We start from the raw sequence: 22334 nt of genomic DNA on the forward strand, positions 1-22334 counted from the left end.
ACAAATGAAGTTAAGTGCCTTAAGAGCAGCATTTTTAGATTACTTTGCAAAAAATGGTCATACCGTTGTGCCTAGTAGTTCATTGATACCCCATAATGATGAAACTTTGTTGTTCACCAATGCAGGTATGGTGCAGTTTAAAGATGTTTTTTTAGGGCAAGATAAGCGTGACTATACGAAAGCTACGAGTAGTCAGCGTTGTGTGAGAGCAGGCGGTAAACATAATGACTTAGATAATGTGGGTTATACAGCACGCCATCATACCTTTTTTGAAATGCTGGGCAATTTCAGTTTTGGTGATTACTTTAAAAAAGAGGCTATTCACTTCGCGTGGAATTTTATAACCAAAGAACTCAAAATTCCGCCAGAGAAACTATGGGTATCTGTATTTAAGGAAGATGCTGAGGCAGAAGATATTTGGCTGAATGATGTGAAGATCGATCCCAAGCGCTTTTCTCGTTGTGGGGAAAAAGATAATTTTTGGGCAATGGGTGATACAGGCCCTTGTGGGCCTTGTACAGAAATCTTTTATGATCATGGTCCACATGTTCCTGGTGGCCCTCCAGGTAGTGAAGATGCGGATGGTGATCGTTATATTGAAATTTGGAATTTAGTTTTCATGCAATTTAACCGTGCGAAAGACGGTAGCATGACAGCTTTGCCCAAGCCATCGGTTGATACAGGCATGGGCTTAGAACGTATGGCCGCTGTGATGCAGGGCGTGCATAGTAATTATGAAATTGATTTGTTCCAAGCATTGATTAAGCGGGCACATACACTGTTGCCTGAACATGATATTGCGCACAAGAGTTACTTAGTTTTAGCTGATCATATTCGTGCAACCTGCTTTTTAATTTTAGATGGCGTTGTGCCTTCAAATGAGGGGCGAGGTTATGTATTAAGACGTATTATGCGTCGTGCATTACGACATGGTGGTCAATTGGGTGCAAAGAAAGCATTCTTTTACAAAATGGTTGTCACATTGTGCGAATTAATGGGCGATGCCTATCCCGCATTGATTGAGCAGCGCGCGCAAATTGAAAAGGTCGTGTTACGTGAAGAAGAACAGTTTGAGAAAACCCTTGAGCAAGGCCTAAAGATATTAGAAGCAGGCATGAATGAATGTGAAAATGCTGTTATTTCAGGCGATCTTGCCTTTAAGCTTTACGATACTTATGGTTTTCCTATCGATTTAACGGCAGATGTTGCAAGAGAAAAGGGCATTGCCATCGATATGCAAGGTTTTGAAGTGTTGATGATGGCACAAAAAGAGCGTGCACGTGCCAGCAGTCAATTCTCGGTGGATTACAATACACAATTAAGTTTTGATGAGAAAACCATATTTACCGGCTACACAAGCTTAGAAGAAAAAACACAGGTGTTAAAATTAGTACATGAAGGTAAAGTGGTCACGCGCTTAGAAGAAGGGGCAGAAGGCATTGTGTTGTTACCCATATCACCTTTTTACGCAGAATCAGGCGGACAACTAGGAGATCACGGGGAAATTACTTTTGCAGGTGGCAGTTTTGAAGTACGTGACACGCAAAAATCACAACAGGCTATTTTGCATTTAGGTATTGTGCGACAAGGTGTACTAAGTCAAGAGATGCCCGTAGTAGCCAAAGTCAATAAAGCGACAAGGCAGCCGACGCGTCGTAATCATTCTGCGACACATCTATTACATGCTGCCTTAAGAAAGGTTTTAGGCACCCATGTTACTCAGAAAGGCTCATTGGTAAGTGCTGATCGCCTTCGTTTTGACTTTTCTCATACGGAAGGGGTGAGCGTAGAACAGTTAAAGCAGATTGAACTGCTTGTGAATGAGAAGATTTTGGAAAATACCCCTGTTATCATAGAAGAAATGGCTTTTGATGAAGCAACCAAAAAAGGCGTCATGGCACTCTTTGGTGAAAAATATGGTAAGACAGTACGTGTACTTTCAATGGGTGGAGATTTTTCCATTGAATTATGTGGTGGTACACATGTTGAGCGAACAGGAGATATTGGCCTTTTCGTGATTGTGCAAGAGTTGGGTATTGCAGCAGGCGTGCGCCGTATTGAGGCACTCACTGGCTTTGGTGCTTTGAATTATTTGAAGAATAAGCAAAGTACCTTAGTGGCGTTGCAAGAGAACTTTAAAGCAGATGATGAAAATATTTTGCAAAAATCAAATGATTTACTTGCACGTTTGAAAGTAGTCGAAAAAGAAAACGAAGGCCTTAAGCATAAATTGGCTTCACAATCCGGTGGTGATTTAGTGAGTAATGCTCAAACGATTCAGGGCATGAAAGTACTGGTAAAAAAATTAGACGGTGTAGATCCTAAGTTGATGCGACAATTGGTAGACGATTTAAAAAATAAAATCAAATCCGGTATTGTTGTGCTTGCAACTGTTTCAGACGCTAAAGTTCAGCTGATTGTCGGTATTACGAAGGATTGCACACAAAAAGTATCAGCGGGTGAACTGATAGGGCATTTAGCTGCTCAAGTGGGAGGCTCTGGAGGAGGACGTCCAGATATGGCACAGGCAGGAGGGAGTAAACCAGAGTGCTTAGAAGTGGCCTTAGCCTCTGTACCTGAGTGGATAGAAGCCAAGCTTAAGGCTAACCACTAAGAAAAGTCATGAATTTGTCAGCTTTTTGTAGAAAGTGGTTAAAAAAGTGGATAGGCTAATAGTGGAAAATCTTCAAATTTTGCCTAAAATTTTAAACATCTTAGAATTCAGCCTTGTTTGGATAAGTTGATGAGCTTAATAGTACAAAAATTCGGTGGTACCTCAGTAAAAGATCTGGATTCTATTCGCTATGTGGCCAAAAAAGTCATGATGGCGAGGAAGCAAGGTCATGATCTTGTAGTAGTTGTTTCTGCTATGGGACATGAGACAGATAGATTAGAGAAACTTGCTACCAATTTATGTGCACATCCTCATCCCAGAGAAATGGATGTCTTATTATCTACAGGTGAACAAGTTTCGATTGCGCTACTCAGTATGGCTCTGGTAGACATCGGATGCCCAGCGAAATCCTATATGGGATTTCAGGTACCTATTCAAACGGACAGCCAATTTAATAAAGCACGCATTGTTGCTATAGACGAAGAAAATATTCGTCGTGATCTCAAGGCGGGCTTTGTTGTCGTGGTTGCAGGATTCCAAGGCGTTGATGAAAACGGGGACATTACGACCTTAGGGCGTGGTGGTTCAGATACGACCGCTGTAGCGTTGGCTGCGCGTTTAGAAGCAGATGAGTGCCAGATTTATACGGATGTCGATGGTGTATATACTACCGATCCAAGAACGGTACCTGATGCTCGGCGTATGTCTTGCGTCACTTTTGAAGAGATGCTGGAGCTTTCAAGTCTGGGAGCGAACGTGTTACAGATCCGTGCCGTTGAGTTTGCTGGGAAATATAATGTGCCGCTTAGAGTGCTTTCAACCTTTGTTGAGGGGCCTGGCACTTTAATCACCTACGAGGATAATAATATGGAACATGCGGTGGTTTCGGGCATTGCATTTAGTCGGGATGAAGCGAAGTTAATTGTTCGGGGGGTTCCTGATGTACCGGGAGTCGCTGCCAAAATTTTAATGCCCATCAGTGATGCAAACATTGAAGTTGATATGATTATTCAGAATCTTGGGGACGACGGTACGACTGATTTTACATTTACCGTTCACCGCCGAGATTATGATCAAGCTTTAAAGATTCTGAAAGCAGTAGCCAAAGAGATGAAAGCAAAAAGTGTGGTCGGAGACACAAAGATAGCGAAAGTTTCGCTTGTCGGTGTAGGCATGCGATCACATGCTGGTATTGCAAGTACTATGTTCAAAATTCTTGGACAAGAAGGTATAAACATCCAGTTAATTTCAACTTCAGAAATTAAAGTATCTGTGGTGATGGACGAAAAGTACTTAGAGTTGGGTGTTAGGGCGTTGCATGATGCCTTTGAATTGCATAAAGCGCCTGTACAAGAGGAATACCCATCACGCATACGTGCCTAGTAGCGTTTAATAAAAAGATTATTTTTAACAAGACGCTTAAGGCGTCTTGTTTTGTTGTAAAGGAGATTGACAATGCTCATTTTGACGCGTCGTATCGGTGAAACCCTCATGATCGGAGACAATGTCACGGTTACGGTATTAGGTGTTAAAGGCAACCAAGTTCGAATCGGGGTGAATGCGCCTAAAGAAATTTCTGTACATCGTGAAGAAATTTACCAGCGTATCCAAAAAGAAAAAGAACAAGGTTCACACGAAGGTCATTCATCAGACGCAGGAGAGTAGTTGCTGATGAAGTAACTTTCTCAAATGAGAGCCAATTTCAGGATAATAACTGGAACTTGGCTCTTCGTGTTTTTAAAGTAAAGAATTTGAGAATAGCATTCTACAATTTCTTACAGCGCGCGTATCATAGCAGGGAGTGTTAAACAATCAATTTCAGCGTAAGCAGAGTGATTGTGTATTGATTCAAAATTTTCTGAAGCAACTTTATAGCCCAATAAGGTGTCTTCTTTGCTCAAAGCGTGTGCCACGTCTCGCACCATATCTTCAACAAACTTCGGATTTTCATAAGCTTTTTCAGTGATATATTTTTCATCGTTGCGTTTTACAATGCCGTAAAGTTCGCAAGAAGCATTACTTTCAACCAATTGAATGATTTTTTGTAATGAAAGATTTGGACGTGCTTCTAAGGTAAGCGTGATATGTGAGCGTTGATTATGTGCGCCATATTTTGAGAGTTTTTTAGAGCATGGGCACAATGAGGTAACAGGAATAACAACCGTTACAATGGTTTGAGGAACACCTTCATACAGAACACCATTGAGTGTTACTTGGTAGTCCATTAAGCTTTTGACTTTAGAAATAGGCGCCGTTTTCGTTAGAAAATAGTCAAAATTTGCTTTGAAAAAACAATGTTGTGCTTCTAATTTAGTCGCCATGGCATCTAACCAATAAGGCATATTTGCAATGCTGAGTACAACTTCTTGTGCATTGAGTATTTCTACAAAACGCGACATGTGTGTGCCTTTTACATCTTTGGGTAGATTCACCATCATATCAATGGTTGCAGTCAGATGTTGGCTAGCAATGTTGCCTTGTTCTACCCAATCTTCGAATCGAACAGGGTGCTTGATACCACGGATCCCAACTCTATCAACAGAAATGTTGCGATTATCAGGCCAATTTTGGATATCTTCAAATGTGTTATTCAACTTAAGAAACCTTAGCATCACAGAAAGTTTAAGAATTTACGGTACTTACTACCTTTTGACAAGTCTCTTCCTGCATAATGCGATGAATGATACTGTTTTTATCAAGTCCACAGCTGGCTAGCAGGAGTTTAGGATCCCCATGACTTATAAAATAATCTGGTAATCCCAGATTTATTATCTTAACATTTAAGCCATGTTGATTTAAACATGCACTTACGCCTTGTCCTGCGCCACCAATTACGACGTTTTCTTCAAGTGTTACAATTGTACTATGCGTTTCAGCTAATTTGAGAATTAATGCCTCATCCAAGGGTTTTACAAAGCGCATATTTACAACAGTTGTGTTGAGTGCATCTCCCACTTCTAATGCGGTTTGTAAGAGGCTGCCAAAACTTAAGATAGCAATATGCTTACCTTGGCGCTTTATTTCGCCTTTGCCAAGGGGCAAAGCCTTTAATTCTTTATCTAACTCTACCCAATGACTTGAGCCACGTGGGTAACGCACTGCACTTGGACCATTCGCCACGATGCCGGTGTAGAGCATGTGCCTACATTCATTAGCATCGCTGGGTGCCATGATAATCATATTGGGAATGCATCTTAAGAAGCTAAGATCAAAACTGCCTGAATGTGTGGGGCCATCGCCCACCAATCCTGCTCTGTCCAAAGCAAAGAGCACAGGGAGATTTTGTAAAGCCACATCATGGATTAATTGATCATAAGCACGCTGTAGAAAGGTTGAATAGATTGCTACAACTGGCTTAATATTTTCGCATGCTAAGCCTGCCGCGAAGGTAACGCTGTGTTGTTCTGCGATGCCGACATCAAAGTATCTATTTGGAAACTTTTCTTTAAAGTTCACCATGCCTGAGCCTTCACACATTGCTGGTGTGATACCCACAATACGATCGTCTTTTTCTGCCATTTCACATAGCCATGCACCAAAAATATCTGAATAAGAGGGCATGGATTTTTCAGTGGATGGGCTAGCACTGCTGGCAGGTTGTGAGCAGCCTGTTGAGGATCTATAAAAACCTTTATTAACAGCATGATATTTAATAGGATCTTGCTCTGCAAGGGGATAGCCTTTACCTTTTTGCGTGATCACATGCAGTAATTGTGGACCTGGTAATGCTTTTAGATTCGACAAAGTCTTCAATAAAGTAGGAATATCATGCCCATCAACAGGTCCTAGATAATTCCAGCCTAATTCTTCGAAAAGCGTGCCAGGTGCTATCATACCTTTTAAATGTGATTCTGTTTTTCTGGCAAATTCCCACACGGGCGGAATACGAGAGAGTACGCGTTTTGAGTTTTGCTTCATTGAAGTATACATTTTGCTCGATAAAATACGTGCAAAATAATTAGAAAGTGCGCCAACGTTACCCGAAATAGACATATCATTGTCATTTAAAATAACCAGCATATTGGTTTTCAAATCACCCGCATGATTCAGTGCCTCAAAAGCCATGCCAGCTGTCATGGCGCCATCGCCAATCACGGCAATGACTTTATCCTTCTTGCCCAATAATTGATTGGCTTGCGCCATACCACAGGCAGCACTGATAGAAGTACTTGAATGCCCTACACCAAAGACATCATAGGGGCTTTCTTCTCGCACCGGGAAAGGAGCTAGACCATCTTTTTGACGAATAGTATGCAATAGAGATTGTCTTTCTGTGAGTATTTTATGAGGATAGGCTTGATGACCCACGTCCCATATAATTTTATCTTCAGGTGTTTTAAACACATAATGTAGGGCAAGCGTTAGTTCAACCACGCCTAGACCTGCAGCGAAGTGACCGCCTGTTTTGTTGAGTGTTTCATATAAAAATCGGCGCAATTGTTCTGCTAGTATGGGCAAGTCTTGTGCGCGTACTTTTTTTAAATCTTCAGGAGAATAAATATTCTCTAATGAAATGTGACTTGCATTGAGCGTCATTTACATAACCCTTGCGACACAATAATAAGCGATGTCGTGTAATGTTTGGCTAGGTTTATTTAATGTTTCTAAATATTGAGTTGCTTCTATGAAAAGTGTTTTTGCATGTTTTTTAGCGTGTTCAAGGCCAAATATAGACACAAAAGTATTTTTTTGATTTTCTTGATCCATACCTGTTTGTTTGCCAAGCACGTAGCTCTCTCCTGTAACATCTAAGAGGTCATCTTGTATCTGAAATGCCAATCCAATCGAACGACCATAATTTTGCAATAAGGCTAACTTATTTGAGTCTGTTTCACCGCATGCGATAGCGCTACATTGTACACAAGCATTGATCAATGCCCCAGTCTTAGCGTGGTGTAAAGTAATTAATTCTTGTGTAGAAATGGTTCGAGCGGTTGCTGCCATGTCTAAGGCTTGTCCTAGCACCATACCCTGAGGCCCTATTGCTTGGGCAAGGGTGCAGATAATCGGCAATAAATAATGAGGGGAAATACACGACTTTGTGGTGTCAGATAGAATTTCAAAAGCCAGCGCCTGTAGCGCATCGCCCACGAGAATCGCTGTTGCCTCGTCAAAAGCCTTGTGACAGGTTGCTTTACCTCGTCTTAGATCATCGTCATCCATTGCAGGTAAATCGTCATGTACGAGAGAATAGCAATGGATCAGCTCTACAGCGACCGCCAAGACATCCAAGGTCTCCCAAGGAAGTGCATAGGCTTCTGCAGTGGCATACACCAACAATGGCCTTAAGCGTTTGCCACCATTTAAGCAGGCATAATGCATTGCTTCATGCAAAACAGTATTAGGTGGGGGGAGAAAGCTTTTTAATAATTCAGGCAGGCGAGCTTGTACTTGGGAAAGCTTGTCTTCGAATGAACCTGATAATACATTCAATACCTTCATTGAGCGCTATTGTCGCCGTTTTCTTCAATGAGCTTTTCAACTCGTTGTTTGGCATTTTGTAGAGTGATTTGACACTGTTTAGCTAGAGAAATGCCTTTTTCAAATTGAGCAAGTGCAGCTTCTAAGCTCAGTTCTTGGCCTTCCATTTTAGCGACAATTTCTTCTAGTTCTTTTAAAGAACCTTCAAAATCAACAGATTTAGATATTTTTTTGTTAGCCACAGGATTCATCAATCGAAAATAAACGCCAAAAATAACTTAAATGTTGTTCTGTGGTCAATATTTAGAGTCATTATCTACAAAACGAATAATTTAGTTGGATTTCCAATAAAGGGTACTGATCATCGAAATTGCAAAAGTGAGCAAGGGCCGCTATTTGCAGCAAGTGCGCTTTTTCATGGCTAAAATGTAAGGCAAAACATCTGTTTTTATCATGGAGAATGAGTGTGGATTTAGCAACGTTTATTGGCTTGATTGGTTCTTTTGCCATTATTGCCTATAGCATGATTATGGGGGGAGGCATAGGCTCATTTTTCGATATCTCTTCTATTTCTATTGTTGTTTTAGGCAGTATTTTAGTTGTGATGACAAAGTTTGGTTTCAAGCAGTTTCTTGGTGCTTTTAAATCGGCAGGTAAAATATTTCTTTTTAAGAAATTTAATCCTGCAGAATGTATTGACGAGGCTGTAAAAATTGCAACAGCTGCACGAAAAAGTGGTTTATTGGCCTTAGAAGGCATTGAAGTCAAAAATCATTTTATGAAGAGAGGCGTACAATTAATGATCGATGGTCATGAGCCGGATGTCGTAAAATTGATGTTATCAAAAGATATGAATTTAGCATTTGAACGCCATATGGTTGCACAAAAAGTATTTCGTTCTCTTGCAGAAGTTGCGCCAGCGATGGGTATGATCGGTACATTGATTGGTTTAGTCTTGATGCTTGGTAACATGTCTGATCCAAGCGCTATTGGGCCGTCTATGGCAATTGCACTTTTAGCAACCTTGTATGGCGCGATGCTTGCTAACATGATTGCAAACCCGATTGCTGATAAATTAGAGCTTCGATCCTCAGAAGAAAGACGCTCAAAAGCATTGGTATTGGACGCCTTATTGGGTATTCAGTCGGGTCACAATCCGCGTCTCATTGAGGAAACCTTAATGCAATATATGCCTAACTCCAAGAGAGTCACCAAAAGCCCGAAAGAATGAAGAGAATGAGCAAAAGGGATTAGTAATTGACTATGATATCTAATGATATAGAGGATGTTGCAAAGCTTGAAAAGCCAGGTGTTCCCGCCTGGGTTGTGACTTTTGGTAACTTAATGTCTTTATTGATGTGCTTCTTTGTATTACAGCTGTCTTTTTCTCAAATAGAAACTGAAAAATTTAAAAAAATAGCTATATCTATGGTTGAAACCTTTGGTGCACGACAAGAAGGTGGCTTGGATGCACTGCCTCAAGAGGTACGTGCGATTGCAAGAGGCTTTAATCCAAGCAACGAAGCAAGCACCTTAAATGAAGTGAAGACAGAAATGGTGGCTATGCCCAATCAAGTTGAATTGGATGAAGCTATTTTTGAAAAAGTAAAAGAAAAGAAAAAAAAAGAAAGGGAAGAGAAATCAGAACAAGCCGCTATAGATATAGCAAAACAGCTGGTTAATGAGATTTTAAATGGCACGATAGAGATTGAACCACACGAGCAGCATATTGTGATCCGTATTTTAGAACAAGATTCATTTTTTACGGGAGAAAATGAAGTCCGTGCTTCATTTATGCCTATCTTAAATAAAATTCGTAGAATCCTCGAGCATTCAGATGGTAATATCAGCATAGAAGTACATACAGATGATTTGCCTGTTTTTACAAGTGATTTTCGTTCTAACTGGGATCTTTCTGTTGTGCGTGCAGCCAGCGTGGCGCATTTGTTATTAAATAACCCAAATAGCACTTTAGATAAAAAAAGAGTTTCTATCTTGGGACATGCAGACAGTAAACCATTGTTCGCGAATGATTCAAAAGCACATCGAGCGAGTAATCGGCGCATTGAAATTATATTAGATCAAAATACTACTGCTCATGTTAATAATATGAGTCATGAGCTTAATCAAGAGAAGTTGACAAAAGAATTTAAGTCAGTAATAGTGCCTGCACTTGGGCCTGTGTTAGAGAAAAAAGTGACCTCCATACCCAGTGCTGGCATTAAGCGTTCAATACCTAAAAACCAAGAGTCAATGAAAGATTCAGTGTATATTGAGCCAGCCAAACCAATAAAATCTCAAGAAGTTGATCAGAAATTTTTGTTGCATGACTAAAAATATACAAAAGTTAAATAGATACTCAGTGAGTTTAACTTTTTGTCAATGTGAATTTTGAGGTATAATCATTAAGAACGCAGGGATAATGGATACAATTTTTAGGGAATATCATGACTGCACCTAAAGCACCTAGGAATGATGTAGAGCGTCGTCGCTATTTTCGCATTGAAGACAAGGTTGTTCTTAGCTATAAAACTTTATCTGAAGAAGAGAAGCAACTTCAGAGTCGAAAATTGAAATCTGGAGAAGATTTATGTCCAGATCTCTATCATACTTTTGTAATGCTCGAATCAGATATCCAAGATCTTATTAAAAAATCAAAGAAAGAAAATCTTTTACTTTCGCAGGCAATAGAATTATTGAACCGAAAACTAAATGTCATTGCAAAAGGCCCCCCTAACGATCGAAGAAAAAATAGCAGTATTTTCAATAGAGAGCCAGTAACAGTCAGCCTCAGCGGTTGTGGTATTAGCTTTATGGCACCTACTCCCATAGAAAAAGGGCAAACAGTGCAGGTTGAAATAATATTATTGCCTAGTAGGCAGTATATTGTGTGTTTGGGTGAGATTGTTAGCAGTGAAAAAGTAGCTTTATCTGAAAATATTGGCTATTCAGCTGAAAACCCCTTCCGAATTGCTGTGAATTTCGTTGAAATAAGAGGTGAAGATTCAGAAAGACTTATTCAGCATGTAATCAAACGTGAAGTAGAGCTATTACGGTCGAGCAAGAAGCATCTTCGTAGTTAGGCAGCAAAATATTGCCGCCTTGTCAGACGTTTCAATCACCTTGTCTTGGTTTGGATTCAATTGTATTTATGCTTGTGGTACACTCCTAACTACTTAAATGAGCAGTAATTAGTGTATAAATGCAAGCAGTATCTCCTACAGCTATTTTCTTCAATAAAAGCTTTGCCACCAATGTTGTGGCTTTGTTGTGTATTGCTGCTAGTTTTGTTATCAATAATCCGGCATCTGCAGCGTGTTTAAGCAACATAGGTTATTTTGCTTTTTCCGGGGCATTGACCAACTGGCTTGCAATTTACATGTTATTTGAAAAGATACCTGGGTTATATGGTTCAGGTGTGATTCCGACTCAATTTAATCAATTTAAAGCCGGTATAAAGCAGCTTATGATGGGCGAGTTTTTTGATGCACCACATATTAAAGCAAATCCTTTGGCCGCGCTTAGTCAAACAACAGTTACACATTTTAAAGAACAAATCGATTATGAAAAGATCTATCAGTCTTTAATGCAAGAAATACAGAATTCTTCTATTGGCGCTATGCTGAGTATGTTTGGTGGGGCAAATGCCCTTGATAAATTGAAAGCGCCACTTCAAGAAAAAATTAAACTTGTCTTAGAGAAACTCATTGAAGATTTTCAATCATCAAATGCGCAGATGAATGAAGGCACGCGTTTAGCGTTTCGAGATACAGTAGAGTCTATGATAGATGATCGCTTAAAAGAATTAACACCTCAACATATAAAGCAAATCATTCAAAGAATGATCAGAGAGCATTTGGGGTGGCTGGTTGTTTGGGGTGGTGTATTTGGTGGATTAATTGGCTTCATAAAGAGTTTAATATAGCATGAGAAGTCAACAGTCCTTCAACGAATATATAGTATTTCTCAGAGAAACTTTAAGCTTTTTATCTCAATATTGGGAAAAAATTGGTCGTAGACATCCTTATATTGAAGATATTCAAGATGGTTTAAATCATTCTGATCCTTTTATCTTATATAAAGCTTCCATAGCTGCTTCTTTATTACTAGAAGACAAACGAATTTATCATTAAAGAGAGGGGAAAATGGCACTTATTCGGAATCATGAATTTCCGTATTTTTTTCAAGTAAAGCATCCATTGGTTTCTAGTAAATTATCTTTGCTGAGAAACAGAGATACAGAATATAAATTATTTCGTGAATTGGTGCATGAGCTGACATTGTTAATTGCTTATGAAGCGACACAGAATTTACAACTCACATTAGAAAACATCCGTACGCCAATGGAAATGATGCAATCACCTGTCTTATCAGGTCCTGCTCCTGTTATTTTGCCAATCTTAAGAGCGGGTATTGGTATGGTGGAAGCAATGTTATCTCTTTTGCCTTCCGCTAAAGTGGGGCATATTGGTTTATTTCGTAATGAGAAAACGCTTCAACCAGAAGGCTATTATTTTAAAGTACCAGAAACGAGTCATCAAAGACCGTTTTATGTTTGTGATCCTATGTTAGCCACAGGTGGCTCCGCAATACGTGCTGTTGATACGTTAAAAGAAAATCAAGTGAAAGATATTACGGTTGTTTGTTTATTAGCTGCACCTGAAGGATTAAGAGCTTTCTTTAAACAGCACCCAGATGTGCCAGTCTTCTCTGCTTGTTTAGACAGAGGGTTGGATGAGCATGGATTTATCAGACCGGGGTTGGGAGATGCGGGCGACCGTATGTTTGGTACTGTCTAGTACTCTTCTCGCTTGATAAAATCTTTAAGTATTTATTAACAGTGTAAAGTAGTCTTTTCTACACAAGCTGACAATGAGCGAGGAAATGTCTTTTTCTTCGTTCGCAAAGCGAACATGTGTTCTCACCTTGTAAAGGGAGAAGCTTGGCAGCAGCGTAGCTGCGCCAAGCAGAGGGATTTAGCTGTTTGACCTTAAATCCTCAGCATCAATCCCCCTTGCGCACTTGTCAGTGCGCGTCCCCCTTCAAAAAATGGGATTTCTTATTCGCTTCGCTCATCGGAAATTCTCTTAAAAACCTAAGCCCGATTACCCGCGCCTTCATTTCTTCTGTTTTTAAGCAATGATTTGTTCGTCGTTGTAGCAACAACTTTATTTTCAACGGGCGTTGCAGGTACAGTTTCATTTTTGGCCATAATGGGAGCCTGTTCGAATTCTGGTGGTACATTGAGCACAATCAACGCTTGGCTTACCACATTTTTATAAATAGGTGCTGCGGTTAAACCACCGTAATAATGCTTTTCATCTGGCTCTTCAACGATCACAACAGTTGCAAGTTTAGGATTTTTAACAGGAGAAACGCCTGCAAATAATCCAATATGTCGATTAGGATCGTAACCTTGTGGACCGACAACACGAATAGTGCCGGTTTTACCAGCTGTGAGGAATCCTGATACTTTTGCTCTGTGGCCAACAGAAACTAACATTTCTAACATTGACTCACAAATATTTTGAGGTAGCACACGTTCTTCTTGAGGCTTTCCTTCTTGCTTAATCAAGCTTACTGGTCGTTTAATGCCTTTGGCGCCAATGACCGCATATGCTTGTGCAAGCTGTATGGGGGTGACTGCTAATCCATATCCAAATGCTAAGGTTGCATGCCCAAAAGGATTTTTAGGGTGAGGTGGTGGTGGGAGTTTTCCGCCTTGTTCACCTGGAAAAGAGGTGAGTGTTCCGGTACCTAAGCCTAATTTGTCGAAAGTATTGATTAATTGTTTAGAAGGAAGGCTCAATGTAATTTTACTTACACCCACATTTGAAGAGCGCTCTAAAATTTCTTTAATCGATAGTTTGCCGTAATTGCGTAGATCTCGGACAACGTGATCACCAACACGCATGGTACCAGGATAAGTATCGATAATAGTATTAGGATCAAATTGTTCAGATGCTAAGGCACTTAAGACAGAAATGGGTTTTACTGTAGAGCCTGGTTCTAATTGATCAGTCAGTGCTTTGTTGCGTACTGCATCGCCAACACGTTCTTTAGGGTTGTTGGGATTGTAAGAGGGGGCAGTGACCATTGCTAAGACTTCGCCGGATTCGATATCTATCATGACCAGCGTTGCTGATTTTGCACCAAATTTTTCAACAGCTGCTTCGAGTTCACGAAGCGCAATGCTTTGTATGCGGAGATCAATACTAAGCGCGATATTTTGACCTGATTTAGGCGCTTCAAATTGATCGATATCTTGGATCCAATTGCCCATTCTGTCTTCTAAGACACGTTTTTTGCCGATTTTAGGTTTAAGATGATTTTCAAAGCTGAGTTCTAATCCGGCTTGCCCTACATCATCGATATCTGTAAAGCCAACTAATTGTGCAACTTGTTTTCCTGAAGGATAGAAACGTTTAAATTCTCTATTTTTCCCCAAACCAGCAATACGCAGTTCAGCCACTTGACTAGCAACATTAGGAGGGAGTCCACGCTTTAGATAAACAAAGGATTTCGTGGCATATTGAGTTTGTTTAGATAATATCTCTCTGGCTTCTAAGTTTAGTAAACTAGATAATTTGTGTAATTGTTCATCACTTGGATTGAATAGTTTAGGATTCATCCAAATAGCGTCTACAGGGGTACTGACCGCTAAGGGAACGCCGCGCCTATCTGTAATCAATCCCCTATAAGATGGGATTTGTATAGTGCGCAAAGTTCTTGCATTACCTTGTTTACGCAAGAAATCATTCTGGGTAATGTGTAATGTAAAAAGCCTGACGATTAAAATAAGCAAAAATACAATAAAGCCGAATTTAATCAAACGTCTTCGGATTGATGTAGAGGGTATTTCTTGCTCAGTGGATTGAAAGCCACGAGTTTGATACCGATGATTATTATCAGTCGTTGTATTTCGCACGGTGATTTGATTTCAAGAAATGGAGTTAAAAAACATGTCCATTATATATGAAGTAAACTTAAGAATAGAACCCGCAATCCAACATGAATTTATGAGTTGGTTGTATGAGCATATTGGTGAGATGCTTAAATTAAAAGGCTTTATTCGAGCGGTGGTTTATGATCCCCAAGAAGTTGAAGGGTTATTAGCTGAAGAAAAGAATGAAGTTGTGTTAGAGCAAGCAAGGCAGGTTGTGGTGCATTATGAAATGCATGACAAAATAGCATTGAAGTATTATCTCGAGCGCTATGCTCAATCAATGAGAGCGGATGGTATTGCAAGATTTCCTAAGCAATTTTCTGCAACACGCCGAGTTTTAAACCCGTTAAATAGTTTTAAGGATTGATGGATGAGTGCAAACCCAACTTCAACGCAAGAAGCAAATGAGCCTACAGGCGAATTAGTCATCAAAAATATTGCCATGCCTAAAAATACCAATCGTTATCGAGATATTTTTGGTGGTTGGTTAGTCTCACAAATGGATTTAGGGGGGGCTGTTTTAGCACATAAATGCTCTCGTAACCGTATGACAACAGTTGCGATTGATAGAATGGTATTCTTGCAGCCAGTCTATGTTGGTGACGTAGTATGTTGTTATGCGAGTATTTCTAAGCGTGGTAATACTTCAGTCACCATAGAAGTAGAAGTATGGGTTGAGCGTTTGTTAGATAACACTAAGCATAAAGTAACAGAAGGCTTGTTTACCTTTGTGGCGATTGATGACAAGGGGAAGCCTACGCCTATCATATGGCAGTGCTAATCACAGCACTCTGTATCACGGAACGCCCCTTTTTGGGCCATTTTGAATAAAAAATGGCTCCAAAATTGCTCACATACTTGGTGTATGCTCCGCTTTTTGAACCCATTTTTTATTCAAACTGACCTCAAAAATGAACGTTCTCCTTAAATTTAGGAGAGCGCGGCGGGTGAGCTTAGATAAAAACTACTCCCAATCTCCGCGCAAATTTTGGGTAATATTTTTTAGTTCTTCAAGATTGAATTCCTCTGGTGGGATAGGCTTTGTAATTTGCAGACCAATTTTGGAAAATAAGAATTGTCTTGGCCAATGTAGCATTGCCTTTCCATAGCGCCTACTGAAAAAACTACCCCACAGTCCTTGTACAGCCATGGGTACCACAGGTACAGGATTGTTATTTAAGATACGCTCTAAGCCTTTTCTAAATTGTTGAATATTACCATTACTGGTTAAGCTTCCTTCTGGGAAGAGTCCTATCAATTCACCCCTGTCTAATGCTTCTTTCACCAGAGCAAAAGCGCGTTCTTTTATTTCTGGATTTTCTTTTTCAGAGGCAACGGGGATACATCCAGCTGTTTGAAAGACAAATTTTAAGAGGGGTATTTTAAATATTTGGTGATCCATGACAAAGCGGATAGGGCGGTGGCAGGAGGCCATTACAACAATCGGATCAACGAGACTGACATGGTTACAAGTAATAATAGCGGGCCCTTCTTCAGGAATGTTTTCAATTCCTGTAATTTTTACTCTGTAAATACAATTGATGAGCAACCAGGCAATAAAGCGCATCAAGAATTCGGGTAGTAGTTTGTATAGATACATGGTAACCGCTAGATTACAAAAGCCAATCACTAAAAATAGTTGTGGAATGGATAAGCCCAGTGTAAGAAGTGCAATAGAGAATAAACTGGCTACTACCATGAAGAGCGCGTTTAAGACACTGTTTGCAGCAATCATCTGTGAGCGTTCTTTTTCTTCGGTGCGAGATTGGAGCAATACATAGAGCGGCACGCTGTACAATCCTCCAAAAATACCGAAGAAAAACAAATCAATTAATATATGCCAGCCTTCCCAATGAGACAAAAAAGTACTGACATTAATGACTTGCTCAGGGTATAGACCATGAGCAAAGCTTAAATCAATTGTAATCAGTGTGAGTCCAATAGAGCCAAAAGGCACTAAACCGATTTCAACTTTGTGTCTTGATAATTTTTCACAAGAGAGCGAACCCAGTCCAATACCAATGGATAGGATAGAAATCATTAAGATCATGACCGCTTCATTGCCATGCAAAATATCTTGGTTGTAGTTGTATAATTGAGTGATAATCACTGAGCCAAAAAACCAAAACCAAGAAATACCTAAAATGGTTAGAAATATGGTTCGTTGTGATGCGGCTCTTTTTAAGACATACCAGGTTTGAGAGAAAGGTTCCCAATTAATTTTTAAATCTGGATTGGAAATTGTTTTTTGATTGGGGATCCATAATGAAGTCATAAATCCCAAAACAGCAGTGAGCATAATAGCGATGCTGATGAATAGAGTGCTTGTGTGTATCCGGATCAACAAAATCCCTAGGATAGTGCCTAATAAGATAGCAACAAAGGTTCCCATTTCAACCAATCCATTGCCACCTACTAACTCATCTCGTTCTAAATATTGTGGTAAAATACTATATTTTACGGGTGCAAAAAACGCTGAATGTGAACCCATAAAAAATAAAATAACGAACAGTAATGCAAGTTGATGATGCCAAAATGCAATGGTAGCACAGCCCATGATAAGAATTTCTACAAACTTAATGTAGCGGATTATGTGTGCTTTTTTATATTTATCTGCCAATTGTCCTGCTAAGGCAGAAAACAAAAAGAAGGGTAAGATGAAGAGTAAAGCACCTAAGTTGGTGAGCAGTTCTCTTGTTTCTTGGTTGAATGCCCCAAAAGCTATCAATGTTAATAGGGCATTCTTAAAAATATTATCATTTAATGCTCCAAAAAATTGTACAAAAAAATAGGGCAGAAATCTTCTTTCTTTAAATAGCTGGAATTGATTTTGTGTTTTCATAAAGTTATTTGATCTCTGCAAGATAGGGGATGGTTGCACTTTTTCCTTTGCGTGTTACACATAAGGCACTGGCACGGCTCGCAATTTTTAAACAGCTTTCAATGGGGTGTTGTTTCAGTTTATGCGCTAAGTAATAACCAACAAAGGTATTACCTGCTTGATTTTCATCAATGACATGCACAGGATCTGCTGGAACTTTGATCTTTTGTGTTTTATCGACATACCAGACACCTTTGTCACCCAGTGTTAAGATCAAGGCTAGATTTGGATATTTTTTCATTAAAGCTTCAATAATGGCATTGGGTTCTTCTTGATGGCTTAACTTTTTGCCTGTTTCCAAATTGAAGATAAGGGTATCTACTAATTCAAAGGGATAGTCTAAGGTTTCAGGTGTAAAGGGCGAGGGGTGAAAGCTAACATCTAAGTGATAGGCTTTGGCTTGTTCGAGGATAGTGGGTATATCATTGATTTCATTTTGGATGAGCAATAAAGCTTTAGGATCCAGACCTTTAAATATGCTATCAATGAAGTTTTTTTCAAAGGAAGCATTCGCGCCTTGATAACGTGCTTTATGAAGTTGTCCTTCTGGAGTGACATGTACAAATTCTTGACCGCTATTATGATCAACTTTGTAGATATGTGTTGTGTCCACGCCGTTGCTTGCTAAGCTTTTTTTGATAAAGCTGCCTTCAGGACCAATAAAACCGATGTGACAAACAGGTGCGCCTGCGCGCGCAATGGCAATAGATTGGTAGTAGCCTTTGCCACCGGGTGTACGATGGTAGTCATTGCAAGATTGGGTTTCATTGGTGGTCGTGCTTTCTATTTGATGGACGTGTTCTATATTTAACGAGCCGAGATTATAGATCCTCATAATCATCCCTAAATCAAGTTAACTTGCATCGCAACTATTCACTCCGTATAACGGAACGTCCCTTTTTTATTTTGAGCCTGATCCACGACTAATAGAGGCTATCATTTGATGTTAAAAGCATAACGGTAATAAATTAGAAAGTCATCTTTCATGTCTTCTTTTTTTACTTATAGGACACCCATAGATTTAACAGGACAGCCACAATTAGTTTGTTTAATTTATAAATTTAGTATGAGATAAAATTGCTTAGTAATAAAGCTCAGGTTAGGATGAGGAAAAAAATAATAAATCATCATGATGGAGAAAAGGATGTTAGTACCTGTTATTTTAGCGGGAGGGGTAGGGAGTCGATTATGGCCACTGTCTCGAGAAAGTTATCCTAAGCAATTTATACATTTGTTAGATGACAAAAGTTTATTTCAAAAAACGATTCAACGTGCACTGAGTTTAGCACCTGTTGCGCCCTTGGTTTTGGGGGGAGAAGAGCATCGATTTTTAATTGCAGAGCAAATTCGTGCACTGAATATTCCTCCCATGCCTATTCTGATTGAACCCGTGATGAGAAGTACCGCACCTGCTGTTGCTTTAGCTGCTTTTTATGCATTGACACAAGACTCAGAAGCCATTTTGCTTGTATTGCCAGGTGATCACATCATCCCTGATATGGCAGGTTTTAAGAAAACAGTTGAACAAGGTATTTGTGCTGCACAAGCAGGCAAGCTTGTTACTTTTGGTGTAGTACCGACTGCGCCTGAAACGGGTTATGGCTACATTGAAAAAGGAAAAAAATATAAAGAAGATACCTGTCTTGTACAAGGTTTTATAGAAAAGCCAAATTTAGATAAAGCCGTGCAATTCTTAGAAAGCCAGAATTATCTTTGGAACAGTGGTATGTTTTTATTCCAAGCCAAAGTATATTTAGAGCAGTTGCAGACTTTTGCACCTGAAATCTATCAGGCAACACAACGGTCTTTTCAGCATCGAATGACAGATATTGATTTTATCAGACCACAAATAGCAAGTTTTGAAAAAAGCCCGAGTGATTCTATTGATTATGCGGTTATGGAAAAAACAACAGATGCGGTGGTTGTGCCCTTGCAAAGTGCTTGGAAAGATGTCGGTGCTTGGGATGCCTTGGCTGAAATATACCCACAAGATACCGATGGTAATGCCTGCCAAGGCGATGTGCTGGCTGTTGAGACTAAGAATTGTTTATTACAGTCTAAGCAGCGTTTAGTGGTTGCTGTTGGTGTTGAAAACTTGATTATTATTGAAACACCTGATGTGGTATTGGTTTTAAATAAAGCGCACAGTCAATCCATCAAGACAGTAGTATCTCAGCTGAAAATACAAAACCGCAAAGAAGTATTTCAGCATCAGCGTACGCATCGTCCTTGGGGATGTTTTGAGTCGATTGATAATGGTGAACGTTTTCAAGTAAAACATATTACCGTGAATGTCGGTGGTAAATTATCATTGCAGCGCCATCATCATCGTTCTGAGCATTGGGTTGTTGTCAAAGGTACTGCCAAAGTAACGCGTGGCGAAGAAGCCTTTTTGCTTTCAGAAAACCAATCTACTTATATTCCTACCGGTGTTATGCATCGTTTAGAAAATGTTGGCAAAATTCCACTTGAAATCATAGAAGTACAGTCTGGTGCTTATTTGGGTGAAGATGATATTGAGCGTTTTCATGATCAATATGGTAGAGAAGAAGTTAAAATGCCTATTGATGAAATAAGTGTAGAGTAATCTATTTAAATACTTCATTCGTGCCGTAGCTTGCCTGCGGCCAAAATATTGAATTCCCACCAATTAACAGAAAATTTCAACCACTGGTCTCTTTTTATAGCGATAAACTTGTTTAACTAGCTTAATGGTATTAAAGTGCTCTGAAACCACTAATTCATTCATCACTTTATAGGTACAAATATGCTAGATTTTTTTAAAACAAAAGCTTTCCATGATACTTGTGAAAATTATTGTCCAGATGCTGTATATGACTATTTAAGAGGCCAAGGCTGGTGGGAGCATCTATTCTATAAAGACTTTAGTGAACAATTAATGGATTATGTTCGAGAAAATCCAGCAACATCGGCGCTTGTGGCAGCAACTTTAATCGGTAGTACGGTTGTTGGCTCTGCCTTTGCTGTTCAAAAAATTAAGGCTAAAACAGCATCTGATTTAAATGTAGCAGATGAGATTAAGGTTGTTAGCGAAGATGAGAATAGCGTGCTTGGAGATTTAGATCATACTGATACAGGTACAGGAAGCTCTGTTGAAGAAGAACAAGAAATGAAAGATCCTATTGTTCAGCCTAAAAAATTACCTGTGGCTACAATTTTGAGTAAAGTATTTGATTATTTAAAAGCAAATACTGGTGAGCATCATTCTTCCATTGCGGATGCACTTGGAATTTCTCAAGAGAATGTTGCTAGGCTTAAGCAGTTGCCAGGTTTTCCTAAGTCTAAAGTGCTTTATGGACAGCAAGTAATTCAGCGCTCTGCGGCAGATGCTTTAGCATTATTAGGTTTGCCTAGAGATGGTTCATATCCTAAAGATGACGCGCATTATCTTGCGCTTGCAGAAGCAATTGGTATGCCTTCTCCTAAAGAAGATAATGGTGCGCGTGTAAAAGTTACTTTTTAAGATAAAGTAAAAGTCGATTAAAATGCTAAAAAGCCCGATAAATATCGGGCTTTTTTTTTCTCTCAGAATTGTTTGTATAGAGTAAATATTGTGGCCGCCGTTCAGTATACGCTGTTATTTTAGTGATTTTAATACATGTATTCTGTCAGTAATGACTAAAAAATAAGCGAAAAACAGCTTAAAAATAGGGATTTTTACCACCTATAAGAAAAGCGCTACCACTTATCTCAATTGACCTGTATTTGATTGCCAACTAACAAAATATCATTATACTTAGCCTTGTCTCTTAAATAATTTTTCAACCACAACTCGGAGTATATATTATGTTAGATTTCATCAAAGGCGTAACTTGTTCAACAGCTGGTTACAATTGCCCAGTAGTAGAAGAAGTTTGCAAGAGTGTTTATGAGTGCTATGTTGCTCCTTACTTAACTTCAATCGCTGCAATTGCTGGTGGTACAGCTTTAGTTGCTGGTGGTGTTGCTGCATACATGAACAAAGATGCAATTCTTGGTAAATCTGAAAAAGCTGAAGGTTCTGAGGAAATTTCTTCTGTTCAAAACCCTGAAACAAAAGCTGAAACAACAGGCCCACGTCGTTCAGCACGTTTAGCTTCTAAGTACAGCAAATAATACTAAAGAGAAATCTTTAATATGGAAAAAGCAGGCGAAAGCCTGCTTTTTTTTGTCTGTTGTTTTTTGTTTGCTTGACCTATGATAAACAGCGCTGAACCTTAAGTGCCTAGGAAAGTTATGTGCCCATTTTCTGCCATTACAATCTGAATAATACTCACGAATTAAGATTCGTCGTTGCGAGCAAAAGACGCAGGAGAAATGTGAAATAAGAGATAAACGATAACGTCTTTTGCGTGGCAATCTATCTTGAAATCTTTCTTACAGCGTGCTCTTTAAAGACCTCAAGATAGATTGCTTCGTCGCTACGCTTCTCGCAAAGACGAGAAGATGTTGTGCCATGCTTAAATGCCTTA

At 39.4% G+C, this 22334-nt stretch carries 21 protein-coding genes; 14 read left to right on the forward strand and 7 right to left on the reverse strand.

Annotation, left to right across the window (positions count from 1 at the left end; genetic code table 11):
- Positions 1-4 precede the first annotated feature (4 nt).
- From alaS to csrA, 3 genes are all read left to right on the forward strand, one after another.
- Positions 5-2614 carry an alanine--tRNA ligase gene (alaS, locus tag CC99x_RS02375; RefSeq protein ID WP_057625498.1) on the forward strand — a complete coding sequence of 870 codons (2610 nt, stop codon included), beginning with the start codon at positions 5-7 and terminating at the stop codon, positions 2612-2614.
- 129 nt (positions 2615-2743) lie between these two features.
- Positions 2744-3997 carry an aspartate kinase gene (locus tag CC99x_RS02380; RefSeq protein WP_057625499.1) on the forward strand — a complete coding sequence of 418 codons (1254 nt, stop codon included), beginning with the start codon at positions 2744-2746 and terminating at the stop codon, positions 3995-3997.
- 72 nt (positions 3998-4069) lie between these two features.
- Entirely contained in the window at positions 4070-4279 is a 210-nt protein-coding gene (gene csrA, locus CC99x_RS02385; RefSeq protein WP_057625500.1) for a carbon storage regulator CsrA, read from the forward strand.
- 110 nt (positions 4280-4389) lie between these two features.
- Here csrA and folE2 read toward each other — a convergent pair whose 3' ends face one another.
- Genes folE2 through CC99x_RS02405 form a run of 4 tightly spaced genes read right to left on the reverse strand, consistent with a single transcriptional unit; the run spans position 4390 to position 8277 of the window.
- Complete coding sequence (gene folE2 / locus CC99x_RS02390; RefSeq protein ID WP_200953509.1) at positions 4390-5208, reverse strand: GTP cyclohydrolase FolE2; 819 nt, start codon at positions 5206-5208, stop codon at positions 4390-4392.
- 28 nt (positions 5209-5236) lie between these two features.
- Positions 5237-7150 (reverse strand): 1-deoxy-D-xylulose-5-phosphate synthase, encoded by a 1914-nt coding sequence (dxs, locus tag CC99x_RS02395; protein ID WP_057625502.1) that lies wholly within the window; start codon positions 7148-7150, stop codon positions 5237-5239.
- Positions 7151-8056, reverse strand: a complete 906-nt coding sequence (locus CC99x_RS02400; protein ID WP_057625503.1) for a polyprenyl synthetase family protein — start codon at positions 8054-8056, stop codon at positions 7151-7153.
- Positions 8053-8277: an exodeoxyribonuclease VII small subunit gene (locus CC99x_RS02405; RefSeq protein ID WP_445971453.1), complete on the reverse strand. Its 225-nt coding sequence runs from the start codon at positions 8275-8277 to the stop codon at positions 8053-8055. The genes CC99x_RS02400 and CC99x_RS02405 overlap by 4 nt, the downstream gene beginning before the upstream one ends.
- Positions 8278-8501: 224 nt before the next feature.
- Here CC99x_RS02405 and pomA point away from each other — a divergent pair, with 224 nt between their 5' ends.
- From pomA to upp, 6 genes are all read left to right on the forward strand, one after another.
- The gene (gene pomA / locus CC99x_RS02410) at positions 8502-9266 is read left to right on the forward strand and encodes a flagellar motor protein PomA (protein WP_057625527.1); all 765 of its coding nucleotides are present in this window, start codon (positions 8502-8504) and stop codon (positions 9264-9266) included.
- A 32-nt stretch (positions 9267-9298) separates the two neighbouring features.
- Complete coding sequence (locus tag CC99x_RS02415) at positions 9299-10369, forward strand: flagellar motor protein MotB (protein ID WP_057625505.1); 1071 nt, start codon at positions 9299-9301, stop codon at positions 10367-10369.
- 113 nt (positions 10370-10482) lie between these two features.
- Positions 10483-11118, forward strand: coding sequence for a PilZ domain-containing protein (locus tag CC99x_RS02420; protein WP_057625506.1), 636 nt, complete (start codon positions 10483-10485; stop codon positions 11116-11118).
- 119 nt (positions 11119-11237) lie between these two features.
- The gene (locus CC99x_RS02425; protein ID WP_057625507.1) at positions 11238-11960 is read left to right on the forward strand and encodes a DUF445 domain-containing protein; all 723 of its coding nucleotides are present in this window, start codon (positions 11238-11240) and stop codon (positions 11958-11960) included.
- Between the two features lies 1 nt (position 11961).
- Positions 11962-12168, forward strand: coding sequence for a hypothetical protein (locus CC99x_RS02430; RefSeq protein WP_057625508.1), 207 nt, complete (start codon positions 11962-11964; stop codon positions 12166-12168).
- A gap of 12 nt (positions 12169-12180) precedes the next feature.
- Positions 12181-12834 carry a uracil phosphoribosyltransferase gene (gene upp / locus CC99x_RS02435; RefSeq protein ID WP_057625509.1) on the forward strand — a complete coding sequence of 218 codons (654 nt, stop codon included), beginning with the start codon at positions 12181-12183 and terminating at the stop codon, positions 12832-12834.
- Between the two features lie 296 nt (positions 12835-13130).
- Here the strand turns inward: upp and CC99x_RS02440 are convergent, their stop codons facing one another.
- The gene (locus tag CC99x_RS02440) at positions 13131-14963 is read right to left on the reverse strand and encodes a peptidoglycan D,D-transpeptidase FtsI family protein (protein ID WP_083477413.1); all 1833 of its coding nucleotides are present in this window, start codon (positions 14961-14963) and stop codon (positions 13131-13133) included.
- A 34-nt stretch (positions 14964-14997) separates the two neighbouring features.
- Between CC99x_RS02440 and CC99x_RS02445 the strand changes: the two genes are divergently transcribed.
- Together CC99x_RS02445 and CC99x_RS02450 are read left to right on the forward strand one after the other, a co-directional pair.
- A complete protein-coding gene (locus CC99x_RS02445) occupies positions 14998-15348 on the forward strand; it encodes a DUF4286 family protein (protein WP_057625511.1) in 351 nt (116 codons plus the stop codon).
- Positions 15349-15351: 3 nt separating this feature from the next.
- Positions 15352-15762, forward strand: a complete 411-nt coding sequence (locus tag CC99x_RS02450; protein ID WP_057625512.1) for an acyl-CoA thioesterase — start codon at positions 15352-15354, stop codon at positions 15760-15762.
- A gap of 183 nt (positions 15763-15945) precedes the next feature.
- Here the strand turns inward: CC99x_RS02450 and CC99x_RS02455 are convergent, their stop codons facing one another.
- Together CC99x_RS02455 and CC99x_RS02460 are read right to left on the reverse strand one after the other, a co-directional pair.
- Complete coding sequence (locus CC99x_RS02455; RefSeq protein ID WP_057625513.1) at positions 15946-17823, reverse strand: MFS transporter; 1878 nt, start codon at positions 17821-17823, stop codon at positions 15946-15948.
- A 4-nt stretch (positions 17824-17827) separates the two neighbouring features.
- The gene (locus CC99x_RS02460) at positions 17828-18697 is read right to left on the reverse strand and encodes a PfkB family carbohydrate kinase (RefSeq protein WP_057625514.1); all 870 of its coding nucleotides are present in this window, start codon (positions 18695-18697) and stop codon (positions 17828-17830) included.
- Between the two features lie 309 nt (positions 18698-19006).
- Here CC99x_RS02460 and CC99x_RS02465 point away from each other — a divergent pair, with 309 nt between their 5' ends.
- The 3 genes from CC99x_RS02465 to CC99x_RS02475 all read left to right on the forward strand — a co-directional run bounded on the left by CC99x_RS02465 (position 19007) and on the right by CC99x_RS02475 (position 21978).
- Positions 19007-20449 (forward strand): mannose-1-phosphate guanylyltransferase/mannose-6-phosphate isomerase, encoded by a 1443-nt coding sequence (locus CC99x_RS02465; protein WP_057625515.1) that lies wholly within the window; start codon positions 19007-19009, stop codon positions 20447-20449.
- A gap of 180 nt (positions 20450-20629) precedes the next feature.
- Entirely contained in the window at positions 20630-21346 is a 717-nt protein-coding gene (locus CC99x_RS02470) for a hypothetical protein (RefSeq protein WP_057625516.1), read from the forward strand.
- Positions 21347-21669: 323 nt separating this feature from the next.
- The gene (locus tag CC99x_RS02475) at positions 21670-21978 is read left to right on the forward strand and encodes a hypothetical protein (protein ID WP_057625517.1); all 309 of its coding nucleotides are present in this window, start codon (positions 21670-21672) and stop codon (positions 21976-21978) included.
- The last annotated feature ends 356 nt before the right edge of the window (positions 21979-22334 follow it).

It is taken from the genome of Candidatus Berkiella cookevillensis (genome assembly GCF_001431315.2).
GTDB lineage: Bacteria > Pseudomonadota > Gammaproteobacteria > Berkiellales > Berkiellaceae > Berkiella_A > Berkiella_A cookevillensis.

Coding starts and splice junctions, on each gene's coding strand:
- alaS (WP_057625498.1), top strand. CDS start 5: ATGAAGTTAAGTGCCTTAAGAGCAGCATTTTTAGATTACTTTGCAAAA.
- CC99x_RS02380 (WP_057625499.1), top strand. CDS start 2,744: ATGAGCTTAATAGTACAAAAATTCGGTGGTACCTCAGTAAAAGATCTG.
- csrA (WP_057625500.1), top strand. CDS start 4,070: ATGCTCATTTTGACGCGTCGTATCGGTGAAACCCTCATGATCGGAGAC.
- dxs (WP_057625502.1), bottom strand. CDS start 7,150: ATGACGCTCAATGCAAGTCACATTTCATTAGAGAATATTTATTCTCCT.
- CC99x_RS02400 (WP_057625503.1), bottom strand. CDS start 8,056: ATGAAGGTATTGAATGTATTATCAGGTTCATTCGAAGACAAGCTTTCC.
- CC99x_RS02415 (WP_057625505.1), top strand. CDS start 9,299: ATGATATCTAATGATATAGAGGATGTTGCAAAGCTTGAAAAGCCAGGT.
- CC99x_RS02420 (WP_057625506.1), top strand. CDS start 10,483: ATGACTGCACCTAAAGCACCTAGGAATGATGTAGAGCGTCGTCGCTAT.
- CC99x_RS02425 (WP_057625507.1), top strand. CDS start 11,238: ATGCAAGCAGTATCTCCTACAGCTATTTTCTTCAATAAAAGCTTTGCC.
- CC99x_RS02430 (WP_057625508.1), top strand. CDS start 11,962: ATGAGAAGTCAACAGTCCTTCAACGAATATATAGTATTTCTCAGAGAA.
- upp (WP_057625509.1), top strand. CDS start 12,181: ATGGCACTTATTCGGAATCATGAATTTCCGTATTTTTTTCAAGTAAAG.
- CC99x_RS02445 (WP_057625511.1), top strand. CDS start 14,998: ATGTCCATTATATATGAAGTAAACTTAAGAATAGAACCCGCAATCCAA.
- CC99x_RS02450 (WP_057625512.1), top strand. CDS start 15,352: ATGAGTGCAAACCCAACTTCAACGCAAGAAGCAAATGAGCCTACAGGC.
- CC99x_RS02455 (WP_057625513.1), bottom strand. CDS start 17,823: ATGAAAACACAAAATCAATTCCAGCTATTTAAAGAAAGAAGATTTCTG.
- CC99x_RS02460 (WP_057625514.1), bottom strand. CDS start 18,697: ATGAGGATCTATAATCTCGGCTCGTTAAATATAGAACACGTCCATCAA.
- CC99x_RS02465 (WP_057625515.1), top strand. CDS start 19,007: ATGTTAGTACCTGTTATTTTAGCGGGAGGGGTAGGGAGTCGATTATGG.
- CC99x_RS02470 (WP_057625516.1), top strand. CDS start 20,630: ATGCTAGATTTTTTTAAAACAAAAGCTTTCCATGATACTTGTGAAAAT.
- CC99x_RS02475 (WP_057625517.1), top strand. CDS start 21,670: ATGTTAGATTTCATCAAAGGCGTAACTTGTTCAACAGCTGGTTACAAT.